Raw genomic sequence first — 22,062 nt, 5'->3', positions numbered from 1 at the left:
AGGTCATGTGACAGCCATGGCTTTGATAAGGAGGGCTTGCCCTCTAAGTTCAGACATCGGTCAGACGCATTGAGCCGTCGCTCGGTAGGCTAGAAGAGACTTAGCCTTTTACATGGGGGGACCTCAATAGCCGCCACGATGACATACCTTATCGCCAAATATCGTTGCCGTCGCCCAATTGGGCGGCGCGCTGACTTGAGATCGGGCAATCGTCCATTGGACGGACGTTTTTCGTTGCGCGTCGCAGTGCAAACAAGAAATCTCCCACAAGCCCCGTTGTGCTTCGCAATTTAAATGCGCAGTATGGTCGGTGTTTAGCAAAACGCTGTGCGAGCGGTGTTGGGTGTGGTCCGGCCGCTTAACGTGGCCGGGTATGGGACTGATCCGTGGAGGATTTCGGATGTTGTGGCTCAGTAAGGCGGCGCGTAGCGTCGCGTACTCTATTGTTGCGGCTGTGGCGACAGTCGGACTCGTTGGCCATCACGCGCAGGCAGCTGATAGAGTCGTGAAAGTCTACAACTGGTCGGATTATATCGATCCTTCGATCCTTACCGATTTCACGAAGGAAACCGGTATCAAGGTCGTTTATGACGTCTTCGACAGCAACGAAGTTCTGGAAACAAAGCTTCTCGCAGGCGGCAGCGGTTATGACGTGGTTGTGCCGACAGCGTCCTTCCTTTCGCGCCAGATCAAAGCCGGCGTGTTCCAGAAACTCGATAAGGCCAAGCTTCCAAACTTAAAGTACGCATGGCCCGAAGTTTATAGTCGCATCGCGCAGTACGATCCGGGTAACGAATACGCCGTCAACTGGATGTGGGGCACCACGGGCGTCGGCTACAACGAAGGTAAGATCAAAGAACGCATGGCCGATGCGCCGGTCAACTCACTTGATATGATCTTCAAGCCGGAGATTGCCGCGAAGTTCAAGGACTGCGGCATCTATATGCTGGATTCACCGGAAGACATCATTCCGGTCGCGCTCAATTACCTCGGCCTCGATCCGAATACGAAAAATCCGGAAGACTTACAAAAAGTCGAAGATATGCTGCTGAAGATCAGGCCGTATATCAAGAAGTTCCATTCCTCCGAATACATCAACGCGCTGGCGAACGGCGACGCTTGCATGGCGCTTGGCTGGTCGGGCGATATTCTTCAGGCCGCGTCGCGCGCTGAAGAAGCGAAGAACGGCCAAGTCATCAAGTATAATATTCCGAAGGAAGGTACGCAGATGTGGTTCGACATGATGGCGATCCCGGCGGACGCCAAGGATGTCGACGAAGCTCTGACCTTCATCAATTATCTCAACCGGCCAGAGGTCATGGCGAAGGCTTCAAACTTCGTCCAGTATGCGAACGGCAACCTCGGTTCGCAGAAGTTCATCGATAAGAGCGTTCTAGATAATCCGGCGGTCTATCCGGATGCCGATACGATGAAGAAATTGTTCGTCCACTTGACGTGGGATAATAAAACCCAACGTGTCGCCACGCGAATGTGGACGAAAATCACGACAGGCCAATAAGTTCAGAGCCGCGCCAGAAACATACTGGCGCGGCTTTTTCTTTCTTCACTGTCGCCGGTGTCCCGGCGGTCAATTTCGATCGGTTGAAGGGAACTCTCATCATGGCTGTTGCGACTGCTCCATCCCAGGCGAACGCTGGTTCCTCGCAACGTGCAGGTCCGCGGACGGCCGCACCGCAGACCGGCTTCGCGCCGTGGAAGAATCCAGCCCTTCCTCCCATGGTTCGCTTCGAAGGCATCACGAAACGGTTCGATGACTTTGTCGCCGTCAACAATGTGACACTCGATATTTATGAGAAAGAGTTCTTTGCGCTTCTTGGGCCTTCTGGGTGCGGAAAGAGTACGCTTCTCCGAATGCTCGCCGGGTTCGAGCGGCCGACAGAGGGTCGCATCATCGTCGCCGGGCAGGACATCACCGACATGCCTCCCTATGAGCGGCCGGTGAACATGATGTTCCAGTCGTACGCGCTGTTTCCTCATATGACGGTCGAGCGCAACATCGGTTTCGGCCTCAAACAGGAGGGGATGCCGAAGGACAAGATCGAAGAGCGCGTCGATGAAGCCATGGGGATGCTTGAGCTTCGTCAGTTCGCGAAACGCAAGCCCAATCAGTTGTCCGGCGGCCAGCAGCAGCGCGTGGCGCTTGCGCGCGCCATCGCCAAGAAGCCGCGCCTTGTTCTGCTCGACGAGCCGCTCGGCGCGCTCGACAAGAAGCTGCGGCAGCAGGCTCAGTTCGAATTGATGCGTATTCAAGAAACGACGGGGACGACCTTCATCATCGTCACGCACGATCAGGAAGAGGCGATGACGGTTGCGAGCCGCATCGCCGTGATGGAGAAGGGCCTGCTTCAGCAGGTCGCGACGCCGGGCGATATCTATGAGAATCCGAAGACGCGGTATATCGCGGGCTTCATCGGCGACGTGAATGTCTTTGAAGGCACCGTTTCGAATGTTTCGGACGGCTGCGTCGAAATCGATGCGGCGGATGGCTACAAGTTTAAGACAAGAAGTGCAGAGCCCGTGACCGTTGGGCAGAAAGTCGGGTTGGCGCTGCGGCCTGAGAAAATCCGGATCGGGCGTGAGAAGCCCGCATCAGACGTCAACGCCATTCCTGGCAAAGTCGAAGATATCGGCTACCTTGGCTCAATTTCGCATTATCACGTTCGTACGGCTTCGGGCGAACGCATAACGGCGCTGCGTGCCAACGCGGCACATACGGTCGAGCAATCGATCACCTGGGAGGACGGCGTCTGGCTCGATTGGCCGGTCGATGCTGGCGTGGTGCTGACGGGCTGAGGTTTCACATATGCGTTCAAAAACTTCCGATCTGAAACGCTGGTACGTGATCGGCGCGCCGTTTCTCTGGTTGCTCGTTTTCTTCCTCATCCCGTTCTTTATCGTCTTCAAGCTGTCGCTTTCCGATGTCGCGACCGCGATCCCGCCGTACACGCCAACGTTCAGTTGGTCGAAGGGAATCGGCACGTTCCTCTCGCAGCTCGATTTCGAGAACTACACGTTTCTTTTCAGCGACTCTCTTTACATCAATTCGTATCTCTCGAGCCTCAAGATCGCGTTCTTTTCGACAATCCTGACACTGCTTGTCGCGTACCCGATGGCTTACGGCATGGCGCGGGCGCCGAAGTCTTGGCAGCCGACGTTGATGATGCTCGTTATCCTACCGTTCTGGACGTCATTTCTGATCCGCATTTATGCCTGGATCGCGATCCTGAAGCCCGAGGGCTTTCTGTCATTGTTCCTGATGAAGCTCGGCATCATCAGCGAGCCCCTGCAAATCATGAATACGACGACGGCGGTCTATATCGGCATCGTGTATTCCTATCTGCCGTTCATGATCCTGCCGCTCTACGCCAGCCTCGAGAAGATCAATCCGTCGCTGCTTGAGGCCGCGCAGGATCTCGGCTCGCAGCCGTGGCGGGCCTTCTGGCAGGTAACGTTCCCATTATCGATGCCCGGTGTTTTTGCTGGATGCCTGCTTGTTTTCATTCCGGCGGTCGGCGAGTTCGTTATCCCGGATCTCCTCGGCGGCTCGGATACGCTGATGATCGGCAAGACGCTGTGGACGGAATTCTTCAATAACCGTGACTGGCCGTTGGCGTCGGCGGTGGCGGTGCTACTGTTGCTGGTGCTGATCATTCCTATCGTCCTGTTCCAGCGGCAGCAGGAAATGCAGCGGGAGGCCGGACGATGAAGGGACGTTTTTCCTGGTTCAACGCGACTTCGATCACGTTCGGATTTGCCTTCCTTTATATTCCGATCCTGCTGCTGGTGATCTTCAGCTTCAACGAGTCGAAGCTCGTTACCGTATGGGCCGGATGGTCGACGAAATGGTACGGCTCCCTACTCCAAAACCAGGGTCTCAAAGATGCGGCGTGGGTGACCATTCGTGTCGCCGTCGTTTCAGCGACGGTCGCGACCGTCCTTGGAACGCTTGCGGCCATCACGCTTGTCCGCATGGGACGGTTTCACGGTCGAACGCTTTTTTCGGGAATGATCTTCGCGCCGCTCGTCATGCCGGACGTGATTACCGGCCTGTCGCTGTTGCTGGTGTTCGTGGCGCTGGGATTCGATCGCGGCTTTTGGACGATCACGATCGCGCATATCACATTCACGATGTGCTACGCGGCCGTCGTCGTGCAGGCCCGCCTACAGGACTTCGACAAGTCGGTCGAGGAAGCGGCGATGGATCTCGGAGCGACGCCGGTCAGCACGTTCTTTCAAGTGACGCTGCCGATCATCGCGCCATCGGTCGTATCGGCTTGGCTGCTCGCGTTCACGCTTTCACTCGATGATCTCGTGATTGCGAGTTTCACGACGGGCCCCGGCGCGACGACCCTGCCGATGAAGATCTACAGTCAGGTCCGGCTCGGCGTGACGCCCGAGATCAACGCCATTTCAACGATCCTGATCGGCATCGTGACGGTTGGCGTGCTGTCGGCCGCATTCTTTACAAAGCGGCAGACGGACCGAGCCGAGCGCGAGCGGCGGAAGGCTTTCGGCGCCACGGGCTGAATATGCGACGCGCGGGCGGCCCAACGGCAACTCGGCGGCATTGCTTCCATGCCATTGCAGGGCGGATTCCGATTGTGCGGAATAGGGAACGGTGCGCGATGCTGGGGATGAGAAGTCGCATTTGTCTTTCGCGCCAGAGCGCGCTAAGCACCGGGCCATCGTGACAGCACAAGATTACATACGTTCCTATTACGCCGCGACGGCCAATGACCAGACGCGCTATCCGGTGCTCGAAGGCACCGTTAAAGCCGATGTCTGCATCGTTGGCGGCGGTTTTTCCGGCGTGGCGGCGGCGCTGACGCTGGCGGAGCGCGGACGGTCAGTCGTTCTGCTCGAAGCCAATCGCATCGGGTGGGGCGCGTCGGGACGCAACGGCGGTCAGATGATCGGCGGCATCAGCGGCGAAGAGGCAATCAAGCGGCAGCTTGGTTCGGCGGGCGCCAAGCTCGTGCGCGACATGCGCTATCGCGGGCATCAGATTATCGAAGAACGGGTCGCTAAATATAACATCGCCTGCGATCTGGCTTACGGCTGGATGGAGGTCGCGGCCCGGCCGAAGCATATGGATCATATGCGCGCCTACGTCGACGGCCGAATGAAAGATGGCGACGGCGATCAGATCGAGGTCGTCGAGAAGCATCGGATGCCCGAAGTTCTCGGCACGGAATCCTACTATGGCGGTTACATCGACCGGCGCAGTGGTCATGTGCATCCACTCAATCTGTGTCGCGGGGAAGCGGCGGCGGCGGCTTCGCTCGGCGTCAAGATTTTCGAGGGAACGAAGGTCGTCAATCTGTCTGGCGGCGCAAAGCCCTGGGTTCAGACCGAGCGAGGCCGCGTCGAAGCTGGAACCGTCATCATCGGCGGCGAGATTTTTGAAAAGTTCGGCCAGCCCGGGCTCAAGGGGCTGATGCTGCCCGCGGGCAGCTACATCATCGCGACCGAACCACTGACGGGCTCAGAGACGGCGTCCGTCGATCCGCAAAATCTCGCGGTCGCCGACAGTAACGTGGTGCTCGATTATTTCCGGATGTCGGCGGATCGCCGCATGCTGTTTGGTGGTCGCTGCAACTATACAAACAGCGATCCGAAAGATATCGCTGCGGTCATGCATCCGCGCATGGTGCAGGTGTTTCCGCAGCTCAAGAATGCGCGGGTGGAATTCAAGTGGGGCGGTACGATCGCGATCGTCGTCAATCGCGTGCCCGCCGTCGGGCGACTATCGCCGAACCTTTATTACTTCCAGGGTTATTCGGGGCATGGCGTCAACGCTACGCACATCATGGCCGAAATCGTTTCCGACGCCATTTGCGGTACGACAGAGCAGTTCGACCTGATCTCGCGGATCAAGCATGTGCGGCTGCCGCTGAGCGACGTGTTCGGCAACTACATGCTGGCGCTCGGGATGCTCTACTACCGCATGCGCGATTTGATGTAAGCGCCGCAGCGGCGCCAACTACCAGCGAAGGACGCGCGGTCCGAGCAACGCGCCGAGGCCCGTCATCACGAGAACGCCGATCGAGTACCAGACCGCCAGAAACAGCGGGCTGTCATCCGGGCAATGCGCTGCATAAAGCGTTGCGGATATGCCGGCAGATAGCAGGCCGCCGATGGCACCGGCAATGACCGGGTGGGTCGTCGCGCCGTTGCGCAAGGCATAAAGCACGGCGACCAGCGGCGTCAGCGACAGCAGCGGAATGACGATCAGGCAGAAGACGGCGTTGTGTCCGACCATATTGGCGCGCCAGGCATCGCTCGGCAGCGCGAAAAGTTCGAGGAGGACACCGACGGCAAGCACCAGCGGCGCCAGGGCCAGCCACCACATCATTTTGCCCGGCTTAAAGTCCGGCCGCGCCAAGCCGCGAACCAAGAAGAACGCGGGAATGGCGACGCTCAGCGTCAGAACGAATTTGAACAGGAAGCGCGGCGACGAGGTCACCAGTTCCATGAAGTGATCGCGAATGCCGAACAGACCGTAAAACACGAGGGCCGTGATCAACGTGCCAACGCCAACCGCCGTCGCCAAGGTCTGGGCGACAGGCGGCTCGACGCTTTTAGCGTCGGCAGCAAGGGCTTTGATCAGATCTTCGGTTCTCATATCTTCTTCTCTTGATAGGTCTCCGAGAGGGCCTTCAGGCTTCGGTGCAATGCGACGCGTACGGCGACTTCCGTCATTCCAAGGCGTTCCGCGACGTCGCGTGCGGAATGCCCATCGATACTTATGGAACGCACGATATCGCGGTTTTTCTCCGACAGACCATCGAGGATGCGATCCACGTCGCGGGCGTCGATGGAGGCCTGCTGATCGTCGCCTTCGATGTCGAATTCGGTGAGATCAACGGCCACTTCGGGACGTCGGCCGCGACGGCGCAGGTCGTCGATCATCTTGTTGCGCGAGATCGCCGAGACCCAGGGGCCCAGCGGCATCGATTGATCCCATGTATGCCGTTTCAAATGGATGGCAAGCAAAACGTCTTGCACCACATCCTCTACGTCATCACGCGGCACACCGACGCCGGCAAAGCCGCGCCGAACAACCCCTCTCAGAACCATCGACAGTTCGGACAGGAGTTTATGGTAAGCGTTCTCGTTGCCCGCGATCGCCGCGCGCATCAAGGCCGACCACTGAGCGTCTCGAGCCTTTCGGTCCAAAATAGCCCTTCTTCGTCGTCTTCGCTGCTCGACGAGCAAACGTTACATCGTGAAGAAAATATTTCTGCTGCCGCCGAACAGCATTTTTCGACTCCGCGCCGCATATGGCAGGGATGCCATAAACTGCGCAAGGTGACACGAAGCAAAAAAACGCACTTTGGGGGTTAGTTAGCGGGCAGCCAAAGCCAGAGAATGCCGATGTAGGTCAGTCCGTGGAGAAGCTGGTCAATCCCCAAGGCCCACCAGAAGCCCGTATCTTTCGGCGTCCAGCCTTCGCGCGCGACGAGCCGCTGTTTCAGCCAATCGATATGATAGTGCAGGAGAAATTCGCCAGCGAGGAGAGCGGCGGCAAGGGGCAGGCCGCCACCCGGAAACAGCCAAAAAACGGGCGCCGTCAATACGATGTGGATGAAGGCATGCAGCAGGCCGCCGGGCGCGCCATAGTGCCCTTTCTGCCGGAAAATCCCATCCGATTGCAGGATGAAGTCCGCGACGGCATGTTTCACAAGCAGGTAGGTGATCGCGGCAAGCGCCGCGTGACCGGGTGACATGAAGCTCCATCGCTGCCGGACGGCGATGGGCAGACACCGCTCGCTTCGTCCTTTCGTGGTTTTTAGCGTAACCGGGCTGTCTGGAATGTCACCTGGGGAACAGGCGGCCTGGGCAACGCGGTGCCGCCCAGGTCCGATTTCCGTTTGCAGATGGCGCCTTAGTTCACGCGCTGAACTTCGACGAGGTTGTCGGAGAACGTCGGGGCGCGGCCTAATCCGCTCCAGGCGTCCGACGAGATGCAATTGACGGAGCCATCCGAACGATTGAGCGACCGCCAATACCCGAGCGTCGCGACCACCACGCCATCGGGGACATCGTCTGTCACGCGCGCGACACCTTCAAAGTCGCCGCGATCGTTGTAGACGCGAACCGGATCACCGTCGCGCACCGAACGTCTCTCAGCGTCGCCCGGTGATATCATCACGAACTGATCGCCTTGGATTTTAACTTTGTGCGGCTCGTTGGCGTAGCACGAGTTCAAGAATGCATGGCTCTTCGGCGAGATAATATTGAGCGTGTAAAGTTTGGCGCGCTCTGGGTTCGTTTCTGGTGTTTCACGCGGCGGCACGAAGCCGGGAAGGGGATCAACAGGTTCGCCCGATTGCTCGCCCTCGTACATGGCGCGGAAGGGCCCGGCGACAAAGTTTTTGGCGTCGTGCAACAGGAACTCGACCTTGCCTGACGGCGTCGGGAAGTTGCCGTTGGCGTGCGGTGTGCGGGTGTCGGCTGCCCCGACGTCGATCTTGAAGTAGCCGTGGGTCTTAAAATACTCCATGTCGACGCCGCCCATCTTCGGGTCGGTCCAGTTGATGTACTCGGCGCATAATTCGCTGTCGGTCATTTTGAAGACGGGATCGTCGAAGCCCATTTCCTTCGCAAGCATTCGCCAGAGATCGCTCGTCGGCTTGCATTCGCCTGGCGGCTCGACGGCCTTCTGATTGTACGTCAGATAGAAATGGCCCCACGACCACATCATATCCTCGGCTTCTCCCGCCATCGCCGAAGGCAGGACGATGTCGGCATATTTCGCCGTGTCGGTGAGGAAGTGTTCGGCGACGACCGTGAACAGGTCTTCGCGCTGTAGGCCTTCGACAATTTTGTTCGTCTCGGGCGCCTGACTGACCGGATTGGTGCAGAAAACGAAGAGGCTCTTGATCGGCGGATCGAGCTTCATTTCACCGGTGAGCGCCGCGCCGAGACGCAGGTTGTTGACGACGCGGGTGCCGGGCTTGATCCATTCGGGGCGCGCGGCCTTTACCCAATCGATCGGGAAATCCCACAGCGGCATCTGCAGCAGGCCGCCGCCGACGTGACGCCAGGAACCGACGAGCGCAGGTAGGCTGCAGACAGCGCGGATCGCTTGGCCGCCGCCGGCACTGCGTTCGAGCGCAACGCCCAAACGAATGACAGACGGCTGCGCTGTCGCAAACTCGCGAGCGAATTTTTCAATGTCCTCGGCGGCCACGCCGGTCGTGCGTGCAACGTATTCGGGCGTGAATTCGGCGGCGCGTTCTTTCAGCTCGGGAAAGCCGTAGGTGTGCTTGTCGACGTAGTCTTGATCGACCAAGCCTTGGGCGATGATGGAATTGATGAAGCCCATCGCCAGCGCGCCATCGGTGCCGGGCTTGGGGCAGATGTGCCAGTCCGCGGCTTTTGCCGTGCGCGAGCGATAGGCGTCGATCACAACGAGCTTCGCGCCGCGCTTCTGCGCTTCGAGCACGAACGGCCAATGATGCAGATTGGTCGAGATCGAATTGGACGCCCAGATCACGATGAATTTGGCGTGGACGAAGCTTTCCGGATCAACCGCGCCGGTCGGTCCGACGGTCAGAAGCCATGCCGTCGAAGAGCCCGAGGCGCAGAACGTCTTTTCGTTCACGGTCGTGCCCAGGCGATTGAAAAACGGGTCGCCGGAGTTGATGCCCTGCACGAGGCCCATATTGCCCAGATAGCTGTAGGGCATGATCGCCTGAGAGCCATGCTCGGCGATGATGTCGCGCCAGCGCGCGCCGATCTCGGAAATGGCCTCATCCCAGGAAATGCGTTTGAATTCTTTTGAGCCTTTGGGGCCGGTGCGTTTCAGCGGATAGAGCAGGCGGTCTGGATTATGATGATGGTCGGCGAAATCCTTGAGCTTCACACACAGGCCGCCGCGGGTCATCGGATGCTGTTTGTTACCGCGAACTTCGACGAGGCGGCCATTCTGGACCTCGTAGACCATTGCACAGGTGTCTGGACAATCGTGGGGGCAGGCGCCGAAGAATTTCTCCCGCTGCGGTTGCTCGTTCATGTTTCCTCCGTGGAAAGCCCGCCCATTCTTGAGGCGTGTTCTTAACGTGCGTCAGTTTGGCACCGAAGCGACGGAGAGCGCAACGCGAAAGCGTTTTGGCGACAGAGGGGGAAACGCGTTCAGAGGTCGGCGGGAATTAAAAGTGGTCCCGCCATTGGGCTGAATTGGCACGAAAGTCTGAAAGCGCGCCATCTTCTGTCTTCAGATGAATTCACTAGCTTTTCCGGCATGCTAAGACGACAAATTGGGAAGACCGCGTGGGAAGGGTCGCAGGATATGTCGAAGGCGCTATTTCCAGGGCGACGGGTGCTTTGGATGCCCTTGAATCTCGATTGGGCGCCTCCCAGTCGGGCCGTCCAGCACTGTTGCGCCTCAATGGTCGATGCATTGCGATTCGACTGCAACGACCATGAGGATCCCTTCGCGTGCGCGGATTCGCTGATCGTCTACAATGAGGTCATGAACGAATACGGGCTGATCATCCACGACGGCACGGCGTCGTATGTCTTGATTGATCGCTGCCCCTGGTGCGGGACGCGCCTGCCGCAGAGTCTGCGGGATGAATGGTTCGATGCCGTCGATGCGCTGCATCTGGAAGACGGCGTGCCACCCCCTGAACGTTTCCTATCGAGTGCGTGGCGCAGGATTTGATCGCGACTCGCGATCAAGGGACGTCAGAGGCGGCGCAGGCATCTTCATAGACGTGCGTTGCCCCTTCGCGATCGACAAAAATTTCGCCGCCGTCCGCTGCGGTCGTCGAATGGCGCTCGACAGGGACCTTGCCGTGCGCGCCTGGAAGGTCGAGCACGTAGGTTGGCAGCGCTAAGCCTGAGAGACGACGGCGCAGTTCGAGCATTAGCTGGCGACCTTGGGCGATCGTTGTTCGGAAGTGCGCGGTGCCGGGCGCGAGATCGCCGTGATGGAGGTAATACGGCTTCACGCGCAATTCGACGAGGTGGCGCATCAGAGTTTCCAGAGTGTCGGCGTTGTCGTTGATGCCTTTGAGCAGCACGGTCTGGCTGACGAGCGGAATGCCGGCATCGACGAGGCGGTCGATTGCGCCGCGCGCTGAAGCGGTCAACTCTTGCGGATGGTTCGTATGCAAACCAACGAATACCGTCAGCCGCGACGCTTTCAGCGCCGATATGAGATCGTCCGTCACGCGCTCGGGATCGACGATCGGCACGCGGGTGTGCCAGCGCAGGATTTTAACGTGCGGGATATTTGAAAGCGCCTCCGTGATCTCGCGGACGCGGCGCGGAGAGAGCACGAAGGGATCGCCGCCGGTTAAGATCACTTCCCAGATTGACGGGGTTTTTGCAATGTAGCCGAGCGCCGCGCTGAGTTCCGCGGCGGAGAGCGCTTCGCCGTTGTCCGGTCCCACCATCTCGCGGCGGAAACAGAAACGGCAGTAGACGGGGCAGACGCTCGCGATTTTCAGTAGGACGCGATCGGCGTAGCGATGAACGATGCCGGGGGCCGGACTTTTGATGCGATCACCGATGGGGTCGTCGCGCTCACGCGGATGCAATTCGAGTTCGTGGGCGCTGGGGACGAATTGGCGGGCAACGGGATCGTCCGTAGCTGAGGGATCGATCGCATTGGCGATGGCGGGTGTGATCGCAACGGCGTAACGCTTGGCGACATCACGCAGCGCGGCGCGATCTTCGGCGCGGGCGAGGCCCGCGTCGATGAGATCGTCAATCGACGTCAGCTTGCGTTCGATCAGCGTCATTTGGGCGGCCAGATTTCCGTATCGTGATCGGGGTGCTGGTAGGAGACGAGCGTTTTAAGGAACGGCGCCGCGTTCGGGTCTTCGAGCGTTTCATGCTGCGGAAGACCGGCAACCCAATCGACATAGGGTAGCTTGGCTTCAGTGCCCCATTGGATTTTCGGGGCGATTGTTTCGGGGTGGTCGAAAGAGCCGATCGCAAGAGCAACGCCGTCGGGCGCTTCATAGGTCAACGGCGTGCCGCAGTCAGCGCAGAAGCCACGCGTCGCCGCGTTCGACGATTGGAATTTTTTCGGTTCGCCGCGCGTCCAGACGAGATTGGCGCCGCGCACGCTGACGAGTGGCGCGTAGAAGCTGCCAAACGCTTTCTGGCACATGCGGCAATGGCAGACCGATGCGTCGATGAGTTCGCCCTCGACGCGAAAGCGGACCGCGCCGCATTGGCAACCGCCGGTGTGGATCTCTTTGGTCATCGGTCTGTTCTCCCTCTCCCCATTCTCCTGCACTTTAGATGGGGAGAGGGGGACTTTGGCTGAGCTTATTTGCCTGTTTCCGGAAAGGGCGTCCATAAAACCTGATCAATCCGCTCGGCGCCGGTGGCGAGCATGACGAGACGATCAAAGCCGAGTGCACAGCCTGACGATGGCGGCATGACGCGTAGAGCTGCGAGGAAATCCTCGTCGATCGGATAACGCTCGCCGTAGATGCGCTGTTTCTCAGACATCCACATTTCGAAGCGGCGGCGTTGTTCGTCGGCGTCGGTAAACTCGCCGAAGCCATTCGCAAGTTCGACGCCGCAGGCGAAAAGCTCGAAGCGTTCGGCGACCTGCGGATCGCTCAATACGGGGCGTGCAAGCGCAGCCTCTGCGACGGGATATTCATAAAGGATCGCCGGTGCGGGCGACCCGAGGCGGTCGTCGATCTTCTCGACGAGCACGCGGCTGAAGATATCCGACCATGTATCGTCAGAGGCAATGCGAATGCCGGCAGCTTCCGCGGCGGCGGCAAGTACTGCGCGGTCGAGAATGTTCTGCGATATCGCTTCGCGCAGCGGCATCCCGGCGAATTGCAGAAAAGCTTCTTCCAGCGTCAGCGCTTGGAACGGCGCGCCGGGATTACAGGTCTTGCCGCGAAAGGTCCAATTCAAGTGCCCGGCTGCTTCGGAGGCGATTTTCAAGATCGTCGCGCAATCGTCCCAGAGCGTTTGGTAGGGCTCGTCGGCACGATACCATTCGAGCATGGTGAATTCGGGGCTGTGCAGGCTGCCGTGTTCGCGATTGCGAAACACCGGTGCGAACGCGAAGATTTTCGTTTCGCCGGCCGCTAGCAGCTTTTTCATCGCAAGTTCGGGCGATGTATGCAGATAAAGTTCGTGCCGGGAAAGATCCGTACCGATCAGATCCGTCCGGAAGGCATGGAGGTGTGTTTCGTTCCCGGGCGACACCTGCAGGATGCTAGGCTCGACCTCGGTAAAGCCTTGGCCCACGAACCAATTGCGAATTGCGGCCTTGATACGGCCCCGCCCAACCAGAAATGGGCGGCGGTCGGCGTGGCGTTCGGGGCTCCACCAGGGGGATTGATGCGACATGCTTGCAAATTGGGCGTTCAGGACAGGGTTGCCGCACTTGGCGGCAAGGGGCTAAGCGGGTATGAGACGCGACAGATTCCCTGAAGGCTTCCGCCGGCTGGCCGCCCATGAGGCGGCCGCAGCGCTTTGATTAAAACGGAGACGTACCCGTGGTGAAGGTTATTGCAAGCTCGGTCCGCAAAGGCAATGTGCTCGATCTGGATGGCAAGCTTGCCGTCGTGATGCATGCGGAAAATATCCATCCGGGCAAGGGTACGCCCGTCACGCACCTCGAGATGCGCCGCATCGCCGACGGCGTGAAGGTTACCGAGCGCTACCGTACGACGGATCAGGTCGAGCGCGCCTACCTCGACGAAAAAGACTTCAATTTCCTCTATGAAGACGACATGGGCTACAACTTCATGCAGCCCGAAACCTTCGACCAGATCACCATTCCGAAGGATGTGCTTGGCGATCAGGGCCAGTGGCTGCAGGAAGGCATGACGTGCCTCGTGTCGCTGCACGAGGGCAATCCGATTTCGGTGGAATTGCCGCAGCGCGTGACGTTCGAGATCGTCGAAGCCGATCCGGTCGTCAAAGGCCAAACGGCGTCATCTTCTTATAAGCCCGCGAAGCTTTCGAACGGCGCCCGCGTGATGGTGCCGCCGCACATCGGCGCTGGCACGCGCGTCGTCGTCATGACGGAAGACGGTTCGTACGTCGAACGCGCGAAGGATTAGTTTTTGTTTGCGCCCGGCGACTCCCGGGCAGCCGGCCGCTCGGCGCGCGTTTTTTAAGCCGCGCGTGACGAGAGTTCTTCGGCGCGCTGGGGTGCGACTTCCTCACAAATGACCTTGAACTCGGCCAGATAGTGCTGGCCGAATGACGTCACCATCGCGACGTCGGCAGCGTCGCGGCCGCGCGCGATGACGATGCGGCCGGTGCGCGGAACATTATGGCGCGCGTCGAACGTGACCCAGCGATGGTCGACGTAGGCTTCGAACCAGGCACTGAAGTCCATCGGAGCCGGATCGGGTGGCACGCCGATATCGCCGAGGTAGCCGTTGACGTATGCCGCAGGAATGTTGAGGCAGCGGCAGAACGCGATGGCGAGATGCGCGAAGTCGCGGCAGACGCCGGTCCCTTCTTTGTAAGCTTCGAACGCCGTGCGGGTGGAGCGCGCTTGTTGATAGTCGAAGCGAATATGATTGTGTACGAAATCGCAGATCGCTTTCACACGTGCGTAACCGGGCGGCACGTTGCCGAAGAGTTGCCAGGCGATTTGCGTCAGCTCATCGGTCTCGCAATAGCGGCTGCCGCTGAGGAAGTGCATGGCGTAATTTGGCAGATCAGCGACGGGAATTTCGCGGGCGCTAAGTGGCGCTTCTTCCAGCTCACCGCTATCGCGCACCACAGCGCGATAGCTGAGCTTAAGTAAGCCTTTTGGTGCAACGAGACGCTGCGTGCGGTTGCCGTAAATATCCAGCCCGCGTTCGATAGCGATATCGGGAACGTTAAGTGCATCTTCGTAGATGATATCGCGACGGCGGCCGGGGTGGACGTCGAGAAGCAGGAGCAGTGGCGTGGGGGCAGAAACTTCAAGCCCAATATCGTATCCGACGTGAATGAGCATAATCGTACGCCCTCGCGACAAACAAGTTTGCCAAAAAACGTCATGCAGCAGTCGAATGTTCCGAAATAAAAGGCGGAGATCTGCACAAATATCCAGCAAAAATGCGCTGTTTGGCGTGTTCAGCCAACAAATCCGGCGCACACGGCCAACTTTAGTTTGATTTTGCGCCGCGTTTTATTTTGCGTTGAAGATACTCAGCATGCAATCAAATATCTAACCGCAGTACTTTCACGGTCGTTCCGGCATGGAGCGATGGCGCGTCCGCAGGGATTACAACGAGGCAATTGGCGCGCTGGAGAGATTTGACGAGGCCGCTGTCCTGGTTTGTGAACGGCGTGACACGAGCTGGTGACGTCGAAACATCAAGCAAGCCGCGCATATAGTGTTCGCGTGGGCCGTTGGCGGGCACGGGGCCTGTCAGCGCAGCATCGATGGCTTGGAACGGCTTCTCAAGGCCGAGCAGACGACCGATGAGTGGCACGAGAAAAACGCGTGCGCAGATCATTGCAGCAACGGGGTTGCCGGGGAGACCGAGGCAGTATTGCAATTTACCGCCGACGTGACGTGAGCCGAAGAAGAGTGGCTTTCCCGGGCGCATCGCGATTTTGTAGAAGTCGAGCTTAGCGCCTGCGTTCTCAAGTGCCGGTCGAACCAAATCGTGGTCTCCGACGGACGCGCCTCCGCTCGTGACCAGCACATCGGCATCGTCGGCGGCTGAGATGAATTCTTCAAGCGAAGCAAGTGAATCGCGCGCGATGCCGAGGAAGTGCGCCTTGCCGCCCGCCATTTCGACGACGGATGCGAGACCGTATGCGTTTGACCCCGAGATCTGGCCGAGGGCCAAAGGTTTTCCCGGAGTGACCAGTTCATCGCCTGAGGAAAGGATCGCCACAACCGGCTTGCGGACAACAGAGAGTTCACCGTAGCCACAAGACGCCGATATCAAAACATCGCGCGCGGTCAGGAGGCGGCCGGGTTCGATAAGGCGCTCGTCCTTCGCAAAGTCTTGGCCCTTCGGGCGAATGTTGGCGCCGCACTTCGCGGTTTCTAGAACGGTGACGGTCGGGCCCGACGCGGTGGTGTTTTCCTGAATCACGACGGCGTCGGCGTCGTCTGGAACGCGGCCACCGGTAAAAATGCGGACCGCTTCGCCCTTACCAAGAGAACCATCGAAAGGATGCCCTGCACCCGATTCGCCGACGACGTTGAGCGTAGCGGGAACGCTCGCGATATTGTCCGCGCGGACGGCGTAACCGTCCATGGCGGAGGCGTCAAAAGGTGGGTTGTCGACTTTTGAAATGACTGGGCTCGCCAGCGTGCGACCGTGGGCATGGAGCAGATCGACCGTCTCGGCGTTGAGCGTCGTGGCGTTTTCAAGGATGCGTTGCAACGCGACGGAAACGGGAAGCAAAGCCATGTGCGTCAGCCGCCTGCCGGGCGGGGACCGGCTTTGTAGGTGCCCGACTTGCCACCCGCTTTTTCTACGAGGCGCACGTCGCTGATGACCATGCCGCGGTCTACGGCTTTCAGCATGTCGTAGAGCGTGAGGCATGCAACGGAAACAGCCGTCAAGGCTTCCATTTCGACGCCGGTCTGGCCGGATACTTTCACTTCCGACATGACGCGAATGCCGGTCGGCGCATGCGAAATTTCGATATCGACGGTCGCTTTCGTGATGGCGAGCGGATGACAGAGAGGGATCAGCTCATGCGTGCGCTTGGCCGCCATGATCCCCGCGATGCGGGCAGCGGCGATGACGTCGCCTTTCTTGGCAGTTCCGGTTTCGACGAGAGCGAGCGTCTCGGGCCGCATCGCGATGAAGCCCTCGGCGACGGCGTGACGTGCGGTGACAGCCTTATCTGACACGTCGACCATGCGGGCGTCGCCCTTGTCGTCGATGTGCGAAAGCTTGCTCATGATGCTGGCGCGAGCAGGATTTTGGTCGCGGCCGTCACGTCGGACTGCCGCATCAGGCTTTCGCCCACCAGGAAGGTTTTGACGCCGACCTTTGAAAGACGCGCAAGATCAGCCGGTGTGAAAATACCGCTTTCGCCGACGATGATGCGATCGGCCGGCACTTGCGGCGCCAGATCTTCCGTCGTCTTAAGCGTCACTTCGAAGGTTTTGAGATTGCGATTGTTGATGCCGATGAGGCGGCAGTCGAGCTTTAGCGCGCGCTCAAGCTCGGCGGCGTTGTGGACCTCGGCGATGGCGTCCATGCCCCAGTCTTTCGCCGCTTCGGCGAGGTCGTGGGCCGTCGCGTCGTCGACTTCGGCTAGGATGATCAGGATGCAGTCGGCACCCCAGGCGCGGGCTTCGGCGACCTGATAGGTATCGATCATGAAGTCCTTGCGCAGAACGGGAAGCGAGGTTGCTTCGCGCGCCGCCGTCAGGAATTCGGGTGCGCCCTGGAACGACGGCCGATCGGTCAGCACTGAGAGGCAAGCCGCGCCGCCGGCCTCATAGGCCTTTGCGAGCGCAGGAGGATCGAAGTCGGCGCGGATCAGGCCTTTCGAAGGTGAGGCCTTTTTGACCTCGGCGATGAGCGCCGGTTTCTTTTCCGCATGCTTTGCCGCGATCGCGCCGGCAAACGGGCGTACATGCGGTGCGGAGCGAGCGTATTCGGCAATGACGCGCAGCGGCTTGATGGTCTTCGCGCGCGCGACCTCCTCGAGTTTGTATGCGGTGATTTTGTCGAGGATGTCGGCCATGGCTTAGATCCGGTCGTTTGTTACCGCGACAAGGCGGTCGAGCGCTCTAGCCGCGCGACCGCTGTCGATTGAAGCTTCGGCTTTGGCGATGCCGTCCGGCAGGCCATCGGCCTTGTCGGCGACGACGAGCGCGGCGGCGGCATTCAGCACGACGATATCGCGATAGGGGCCGGGCTCGCCCTGCAGCAGCGAATGGATAGCGGCAGCATTTGTGGCCGCATCACCGCCTTTCAGCGCTTCGATAGTGCTGCGCTTCAGGCCCGCGTCTTCCGGCGTCAAGTCGAAGGCGTAGATGTCGCCGTCCTTGAGTTCGGCAACGTGGGTGATGCCGGTCGTCGTCAACTCGTCCATGCCGTCCGCGCCGTGTACGACCCAGGAATGAACGGAGCCGAGCTTGCGCAGCACCTCGGCGATCGGTTCGACGAGTTTGCGGTCGTAGACGCCGAGGATCTGGCGCGTCACTTGCGCCGGATTGCACAGCGGTCCGAGCAGATTGAAGATCGTCCGCAGGCCGAGATCGGTGCGGATCGGTGCCCAAGCCTTGAACGAGGGATGATAGAGCGGCGCCCAGAGAAAGCCGACACCGGCATCGGCAATGGCGCGCGAGACCATCACGGGCGGCACGTCAAGCTTGACGCCGAGGGCTGCCAGAACGTCGGAGGCACCGGAAAGGGATGTCACGGCGCGGTTGCCGTGTTTTGCGACGATCGCCCCCGCACCGGCCGCAACAAACGTTGCCGCTGTCGAAATGTTATAGGTGCCGCGGCTGTCGCCGCCGGTACCGACGATGTCGATGGCGCCGGGCGGCGCGTCGACGGTCGTCATGCGGCTGCGCATGAACTTGGCAGCGCCGGTGATCTCTTCCGTCGTCTCGCCGCGGACGCGGAGGCCCATCAGAAAGGCGCCCATCGCAACGGGCGGGGCGATGCCGGACATCAGCAGGTCTAGGGCCTGTTGCGTGCCTTCGTCACCGAGCGTTTCGCCATCGGCGATGCGGTTCATTAGGCGCTTCAGTTCGCGCGCGGGATTTGTGACGGTGCTGGTTGCTGTCACGGGTCAGGCTGCCTTGCGGCTCTTGGGAGCTAGTCCTGCGAGGTCGAGGAAGTTGGCGAGGAGGGCGTGACCCTGCTCGGAGGCTATGCTCTCCGGATGGAACTGCACGCCGTGCACCGGATGCGACTTGTGCTGCAGGCCCATGATCAGGCCGTCGTCCGTTTCGGCCGTCACCTCAAGGCAGTCCGGCAGCGTCGCCCGGTCGACGATCAGTGAGTGATAGCGCGTGATCTCGAAGCGTTCCGGTAGGCCCTTGAAGATGCCTTTGCCGGTATTGGTGATGGCCGACAGCTTGCCGTGCATCGGGTTTGGCGCGCGCACGACGTTGCCGCCATAGGCTTGGCCAATGGCTTGGTGACCCAGGCAGACGCCGAGCAGCGGAATGGTCGCGCCCGCCTTCTTGATGAGGTCGAGGCAGACACCGGCTTCGTTCGGGGTGCAGGGACCGGGCGACAGCACGATGGCTTTCGGGTTCTGGGCCAACACCTCTTCGGCAGTAACCTTGTCGTTGCGAATGACGACGCTTTCGGTGCCAAGCTCGCCCAGATAGTGGACGAGATTGTAGGTAAAGCTATCGTAGTTATCTATCAGGATCAGCATATTGGCCCTTGGTCTGCCGACATCCGACGTGCGCGCTGTCCTTCTAGCAGACCATGACATGCGCGCGACACGGAAAAATATGGATATCAGGACCTTCGTTTCAACGTTTGCAGCGTTCAGGTCTGCGGACGCTCAGGCGCGGTCGCGAGGTGTCAAGAAGGCTTCCAGATGCCCGGAAGCCGGCAGGAGGTCCTGCCAGCTTGTTTGCTCGAACGTGAAAACCGCCAGGGCACAGGTGGGGAACTTGTCCTCCAGGCGGGAAATGGACTTGGCGTCGCCGGTTCCGGTGAGAAACAGCGCGAGGCCGTGCATGCCTGGGTTGTGGCCGATCATCAGTACCCGTTTGATGCCGGCGGGGACGGCCTTCAGGCGGCTGTAGAGGGTTTCTTGGCTGGTGAGATACAACTGATCGTCAAACGTCACTTCGGCGTCTTTAACGCTGGGGGTAATGAGCGCCAGCGTCTCGCGGGTCCGTTTTGCGGACGAGCAGAGAATAAGCTCGGGAGCAAAATTCAGCTCTTTCAGGGCCGCGCCCATCAACGGAGCTGCCATCCGTCCGCGATCGTTCAGAGGCCGATCGAAATCGTCGATGTCGGTGGCGTCCCAGCTCGATTTGGCATGGCGCAGAAGGGCGAGTGACAGCATTTCGGCCTTGGGCTGGCGTTGTGCGACGAGCAAACCTTATAGCAGGTCGCTCGTGCAGTTAAGCGATAGGCCATAGATTCGCGCCGTCGTCATGACAAGGTCCATCAGCAATGGATTACCTTCTGGCGCCGCTTTTCTGGATCCTGGGTCTCATCGCCAGCATTGTCTGGTGGGTGATCGTACAAGTTTTATGGATCGTGCTGTGGCTGCTGCTGCCGCTGGCCGTCGTCGCATTCATCGGCTTGCGCATGGCCGAGCGTGTGCTCGGGCAGGAGAAGGTGCGGGGCTGGGTTAAGACCCGGACGCAGCGCTACGGCTCGGCAGCTTCGAAGCGGATGCAGCGTTGGATTTTCGCGCTCGGCGTGCTGCCGGTCCGCGTGCTGTTCTGGTTTCCGATCTATGCACTCTGGCACAGCATCGTCAGCCTGCTGTGGCGGCCGAAGTGGTCGCCGTGGCAGCGGGCCTGGGCCAAGCGCTGGAAGGCAAATGCAAAGCCGCGCGGGGCGGGTAAATCAGCGACCTGAATACGGCACGTTCGATGCGCGCGATGCGAAGCGCACGGCTTCTTCGGCGGCGCGAACAACAGCCATGGCTTTATTGATGCATTCCTGTTGCTCGTTCTCGGGCACGCTATCGTGCACGATTCCGGCGCCGGACTGCACGTGGATCATGCCGTCCTTCAGAATGGCCGTCCGCAAGACGATGCAGGTATCCATCTCGCCGTTGGCTGAGAAATAGCCGACGCAGCCCGCATAAGGTCCGCGCTTGCCCTTCTCGAGTTCCGCGATGATTTCCATGGCGCGGACTTTCGGCGCGCCCGACACGGTGCCGGCCGGAAATCCCGCCATCAGTGCGTCGATGGCATCGTGGTTTTTTTCGTCGAGCTTGCCGATGACGTTCGAGACGATGTGCATCACATGGCTGTAGCGCTCGATAATGAACTTGTCGGTGACAGTGACGGTGCCTGGCTCGGAGACGCGGCCGACATCGTTGCGACCGAGATCAAGCAGCATCAAATGCTCGGACCGCTCTTTCGGATCGGCAAGCAACGCGGATGCGAGAGCCTTGTCTTCGGCATCGGTGGCGCCGCGGCGGGCCGTGCCGGCAATGGGGCGGATGGTGACGACGCCGTCGCGGGCGCGAACGAGAATTTCGGGCGACGAGCCGACGAGCTGCATGTCGCCGAAATCAAGATGAAAAAGGAACGGCGATGGGTTGAGGCGGCGAAGCGCGCGATAGAGCGCGAACGACGGCAGATCGAATGGTGCGGAGAACCGCTGCGAGAGGACGACCTGAAAGATGTCGCCCGCCTTGATGTATTCCTTCGCCTTCGCGACCATCGCCATATATTCGGCGGGAGTGGTGTTCGATTGCGGCTCTTGCAGCGCGGCGCTTGCGGACGTCGTTGATGTCGAATGCGGGAGGGGCGCTTCGAGACGATCGATCGCGGCGGTGATGCGTTTCAGTGCCGTCGCGTAAGCATCTTCCGCCGGGACGTCGGGATGCGGCCGGACGGGCGAGACCAGGATCATCTCATCTTTGACGTTGTCGAAGATCAGCATCAACGTCGGGCGGATGAGGATCGCGTCAGGCACGCCGAGCGTGTCGGGAAGCATTTCCGGCAGGTTCTCGATCAGCCGGACGGTATCGTAGCCCATGTAGCCGAAAATACCGGCGGCCATTGGCGGCAGCGCTTCCGGCAACGTGATGGCGCTTTCCTGCAGCAGATTGCGCAGCGATTGCAGCGTCGGACGATCGTCGCGCTGGAAGGCGTCAGGGTTGGCTTCGGGCGAGCGATTGATTTCGGCGGTGTCGCCGTTCGCTTTCCAGATCAGGTCTGGGGCCAAGCCGATGACGGAGTATCGGCCGCGCGCCGAGCCGCCCTCGATCGATTCCAGCAGGAAGCTCATCGCGCGATGCTCGGCGAGCTTCAAGTAAGCTGAAACGGGTGTTTCGAGGTCGGCGATGAGGCGCGTCCAGACGACCTGGGGTTTACCCTCATCGTAGATGCGCGCGAACGCATCGGCGGGCGGACAGATTTCCGTTGCGGGCAGGGCCGAAAGGACGCTCACGTCATTC

General features: G+C 60.0%; 23 protein-coding genes. 8 read left to right on the top strand and 15 right to left on the bottom strand.

What is annotated here, in order from left to right; translation table 11 throughout:
* Positions 1–400: 400 nt before the first annotated feature.
* The 5 genes from RLW55_RS17685 (at position 401) to RLW55_RS17665 (ending at position 5,986) form a co-directional block, all read left to right on the top strand.
* Positions 401–1,519, top strand: coding sequence for a polyamine ABC transporter substrate-binding protein (locus tag RLW55_RS17685; RefSeq protein WP_409563008.1), 1,119 nt, complete (start codon positions 401–403; stop codon positions 1,517–1,519).
* 101 nt (positions 1,520–1,620) lie between these two features.
* On the top strand, positions 1,621–2,814 hold the full coding sequence (locus tag RLW55_RS17680) for an ABC transporter ATP-binding protein (RefSeq protein WP_409563009.1): 1,194 nt from the start codon (positions 1,621–1,623) through the stop codon (positions 2,812–2,814).
* A gap of 10 nt (positions 2,815–2,824) precedes the next feature.
* Positions 2,825–3,727 carry an ABC transporter permease gene (locus RLW55_RS17675; protein ID WP_409563010.1) on the top strand — a complete coding sequence of 301 codons (903 nt, stop codon included), beginning with the start codon at positions 2,825–2,827 and terminating at the stop codon, positions 3,725–3,727.
* Positions 3,724–4,548, top strand: coding sequence for an ABC transporter permease subunit (locus RLW55_RS17670; RefSeq protein ID WP_423414932.1), 825 nt, complete (start codon positions 3,724–3,726; stop codon positions 4,546–4,548). The genes RLW55_RS17675 and RLW55_RS17670 overlap by 4 nt, the downstream gene beginning before the upstream one ends.
* 160 nt (positions 4,549–4,708) lie before the next feature.
* Positions 4,709–5,986, top strand: coding sequence for an NAD(P)/FAD-dependent oxidoreductase (locus RLW55_RS17665; protein ID WP_423414931.1), 1,278 nt, complete (start codon positions 4,709–4,711; stop codon positions 5,984–5,986).
* Positions 5,987–6,004: 18 nt separating this feature from the next.
* Here the strand turns inward: RLW55_RS17665 and RLW55_RS17660 are convergent, their stop codons facing one another.
* The 4 genes from RLW55_RS17660 to RLW55_RS17645 all read right to left on the bottom strand — a co-directional run bounded on the left by RLW55_RS17660 (position 6,005) and on the right by RLW55_RS17645 (position 10,042).
* A complete protein-coding gene (locus RLW55_RS17660; RefSeq protein WP_409563013.1) occupies positions 6,005–6,646 on the bottom strand; it encodes an NrsF family protein in 642 nt (213 codons plus the stop codon).
* Positions 6,643–7,200: a sigma-70 family RNA polymerase sigma factor gene (locus tag RLW55_RS17655; RefSeq protein WP_409563014.1), complete on the bottom strand. Its 558-nt coding sequence runs from the start codon at positions 7,198–7,200 to the stop codon at positions 6,643–6,645. Before RLW55_RS17655 ends, RLW55_RS17660 begins: the two co-directional genes overlap by 4 nt.
* Positions 7,201–7,364: 164 nt before the next feature.
* Entirely contained in the window at positions 7,365–7,751 is a 387-nt protein-coding gene (locus tag RLW55_RS17650) for a DUF3307 domain-containing protein (protein WP_423414930.1), read from the bottom strand.
* Between the two features lie 158 nt (positions 7,752–7,909).
* Positions 7,910–10,042, bottom strand: a complete 2,133-nt coding sequence (locus RLW55_RS17645) for a molybdopterin-containing oxidoreductase family protein (RefSeq protein WP_409563015.1) — start codon at positions 10,040–10,042, stop codon at positions 7,910–7,912.
* A gap of 228 nt (positions 10,043–10,270) precedes the next feature.
* Between RLW55_RS17645 and RLW55_RS17640 the strand changes: the two genes are divergently transcribed.
* A complete protein-coding gene (locus tag RLW55_RS17640) occupies positions 10,271–10,693 on the top strand; it encodes a DUF6980 family protein (protein WP_423414929.1) in 423 nt (140 codons plus the stop codon).
* A 13-nt stretch (positions 10,694–10,706) separates the two neighbouring features.
* On the opposite strand, the gene RLW55_RS17635 is transcribed toward RLW55_RS17640, so the two are convergent.
* The 3 genes from RLW55_RS17635 to epmA all read right to left on the bottom strand — a co-directional run bounded on the left by RLW55_RS17635 (position 10,707) and on the right by epmA (position 13,362).
* On the bottom strand, positions 10,707–11,777 hold the full coding sequence (locus RLW55_RS17635; protein ID WP_423414928.1) for a lysine-2,3-aminomutase-like protein: 1,071 nt from the start codon (positions 11,775–11,777) through the stop codon (positions 10,707–10,709).
* Complete coding sequence (locus RLW55_RS17630; RefSeq protein ID WP_423414927.1) at positions 11,774–12,247, bottom strand: GFA family protein; 474 nt, start codon at positions 12,245–12,247, stop codon at positions 11,774–11,776. Before RLW55_RS17630 ends, RLW55_RS17635 begins: the two co-directional genes overlap by 4 nt.
* 65 nt (positions 12,248–12,312) lie before the next feature.
* A complete protein-coding gene (gene epmA, locus RLW55_RS17625) occupies positions 12,313–13,362 on the bottom strand; it encodes an EF-P lysine aminoacylase EpmA (RefSeq protein ID WP_423414926.1) in 1,050 nt (349 codons plus the stop codon).
* 149 nt (positions 13,363–13,511) lie between these two features.
* On the opposite strand from epmA, the gene efp reads away from it, so the two are divergent.
* Positions 13,512–14,081, top strand: a complete 570-nt coding sequence (gene efp, locus RLW55_RS17620) for an elongation factor P (protein ID WP_013947220.1) — start codon at positions 13,512–13,514, stop codon at positions 14,079–14,081.
* A 53-nt stretch (positions 14,082–14,134) separates the two neighbouring features.
* Here the strand turns inward: efp and RLW55_RS17615 are convergent, their stop codons facing one another.
* The 7 genes from RLW55_RS17615 to RLW55_RS17585 all read right to left on the bottom strand — a co-directional run bounded on the left by RLW55_RS17615 (position 14,135) and on the right by RLW55_RS17585 (position 19,983).
* Positions 14,135–14,974 (bottom strand): transglutaminase-like domain-containing protein, encoded by an 840-nt coding sequence (locus RLW55_RS17615; protein WP_409563020.1) that lies wholly within the window; start codon positions 14,972–14,974, stop codon positions 14,135–14,137.
* A 205-nt stretch (positions 14,975–15,179) separates the two neighbouring features.
* Positions 15,180–16,391, bottom strand: a complete 1,212-nt coding sequence (glp, locus tag RLW55_RS17610) for a gephyrin-like molybdotransferase Glp (protein WP_423414925.1) — start codon at positions 16,389–16,391, stop codon at positions 15,180–15,182.
* Between the two features lie 5 nt (positions 16,392–16,396).
* Positions 16,397–16,891 (bottom strand): cyclic pyranopterin monophosphate synthase MoaC, encoded by a 495-nt coding sequence (gene moaC, locus RLW55_RS17605; protein ID WP_423414924.1) that lies wholly within the window; start codon positions 16,889–16,891, stop codon positions 16,397–16,399.
* Positions 16,888–17,685, bottom strand: coding sequence for an indole-3-glycerol phosphate synthase TrpC (gene trpC / locus RLW55_RS17600; RefSeq protein WP_423414923.1), 798 nt, complete (start codon positions 17,683–17,685; stop codon positions 16,888–16,890). The genes moaC and trpC overlap by 4 nt, the downstream gene beginning before the upstream one ends.
* Before the next feature lie 3 nt (positions 17,686–17,688).
* Positions 17,689–18,687 (bottom strand): anthranilate phosphoribosyltransferase, encoded by a 999-nt coding sequence (trpD, locus tag RLW55_RS17595; protein WP_409563024.1) that lies wholly within the window; start codon positions 18,685–18,687, stop codon positions 17,689–17,691.
* A gap of 54 nt (positions 18,688–18,741) precedes the next feature.
* Entirely contained in the window at positions 18,742–19,338 is a 597-nt protein-coding gene (locus RLW55_RS17590) for an anthranilate synthase component II (protein WP_409563025.1), read from the bottom strand.
* Positions 19,339–19,470: 132 nt separating this feature from the next.
* The gene (locus RLW55_RS17585; RefSeq protein WP_409563026.1) at positions 19,471–19,983 is read right to left on the bottom strand and encodes a SixA phosphatase family protein; all 513 of its coding nucleotides are present in this window, start codon (positions 19,981–19,983) and stop codon (positions 19,471–19,473) included.
* 110 nt (positions 19,984–20,093) lie between these two features.
* Between RLW55_RS17585 and RLW55_RS17580 the strand changes: the two genes are divergently transcribed.
* On the top strand, positions 20,094–20,507 hold the full coding sequence (locus RLW55_RS17580; RefSeq protein ID WP_423414922.1) for a hypothetical protein: 414 nt from the start codon (positions 20,094–20,096) through the stop codon (positions 20,505–20,507).
* On the opposite strand, the gene trpE is transcribed toward RLW55_RS17580, so the two are convergent.
* On the bottom strand, positions 20,496–22,055 hold the full coding sequence (gene trpE / locus RLW55_RS17575) for an anthranilate synthase component I (RefSeq protein WP_409563028.1): 1,560 nt from the start codon (positions 22,053–22,055) through the stop codon (positions 20,496–20,498). The genes RLW55_RS17580 and trpE overlap by 12 nt on opposite strands.
* Positions 22,056–22,062: the final 7 nt, after the last annotated feature.

The organism is Hyphomicrobium sp. B1, assembly GCF_049532635.1.
Lineage (GTDB): Bacteria > Pseudomonadota > Alphaproteobacteria > Rhizobiales > Hyphomicrobiaceae > Hyphomicrobium_B.
This window is presented reverse-complemented; position numbering and strand designations above follow the sequence as displayed.

Coding starts and splice junctions, on each gene's coding strand:
- RLW55_RS17685 (WP_409563008.1), top strand. CDS start 401: ATGTTGTGGCTCAGTAAGGCGGCGCGTAGCGTCGCGTACTCTATTGTT.
- RLW55_RS17680 (WP_409563009.1), top strand. CDS start 1,621: ATGGCTGTTGCGACTGCTCCATCCCAGGCGAACGCTGGTTCCTCGCAA.
- RLW55_RS17675 (WP_409563010.1), top strand. CDS start 2,825: ATGCGTTCAAAAACTTCCGATCTGAAACGCTGGTACGTGATCGGCGCG.
- RLW55_RS17670 (WP_423414932.1), top strand. CDS start 3,724: ATGAAGGGACGTTTTTCCTGGTTCAACGCGACTTCGATCACGTTCGGA.
- RLW55_RS17660 (WP_409563013.1), bottom strand. CDS start 6,646: ATGAGAACCGAAGATCTGATCAAAGCCCTTGCTGCCGACGCTAAAAGC.
- RLW55_RS17650 (WP_423414930.1), bottom strand. CDS start 7,751: ATGTCACCCGGTCACGCGGCGCTTGCCGCGATCACCTACCTGCTTGTG.
- RLW55_RS17645 (WP_409563015.1), bottom strand. CDS start 10,042: ATGAACGAGCAACCGCAGCGGGAGAAATTCTTCGGCGCCTGCCCCCAC.
- RLW55_RS17640 (WP_423414929.1), top strand. CDS start 10,271: ATGCTAAGACGACAAATTGGGAAGACCGCGTGGGAAGGGTCGCAGGAT.
- RLW55_RS17635 (WP_423414928.1), bottom strand. CDS start 11,777: ATGACGCTGATCGAACGCAAGCTGACGTCGATTGACGATCTCATCGAC.
- RLW55_RS17630 (WP_423414927.1), bottom strand. CDS start 12,247: ATGACCAAAGAGATCCACACCGGCGGTTGCCAATGCGGCGCGGTCCGC.
- epmA (WP_423414926.1), bottom strand. CDS start 13,362: ATGTCGCATCAATCCCCCTGGTGGAGCCCCGAACGCCACGCCGACCGC.
- RLW55_RS17615 (WP_409563020.1), bottom strand. CDS start 14,974: ATGCTCATTCACGTCGGATACGATATTGGGCTTGAAGTTTCTGCCCCC.
- glp (WP_423414925.1), bottom strand. CDS start 16,391: ATGGCTTTGCTTCCCGTTTCCGTCGCGTTGCAACGCATCCTTGAAAAC.
- moaC (WP_423414924.1), bottom strand. CDS start 16,891: ATGAGCAAGCTTTCGCACATCGACGACAAGGGCGACGCCCGCATGGTC.
- trpC (WP_423414923.1), bottom strand. CDS start 17,685: ATGGCCGACATCCTCGACAAAATCACCGCATACAAACTCGAGGAGGTC.
- trpD (WP_409563024.1), bottom strand. CDS start 18,687: ATGAACCGCATCGCCGATGGCGAAACGCTCGGTGACGAAGGCACGCAA.
- RLW55_RS17590 (WP_409563025.1), bottom strand. CDS start 19,338: ATGCTGATCCTGATAGATAACTACGATAGCTTTACCTACAATCTCGTC.
- RLW55_RS17585 (WP_409563026.1), bottom strand. CDS start 19,983: ATGCTGTCACTCGCCCTTCTGCGCCATGCCAAATCGAGCTGGGACGCC.
- RLW55_RS17580 (WP_423414922.1), top strand. CDS start 20,094: ATGGATTACCTTCTGGCGCCGCTTTTCTGGATCCTGGGTCTCATCGCC.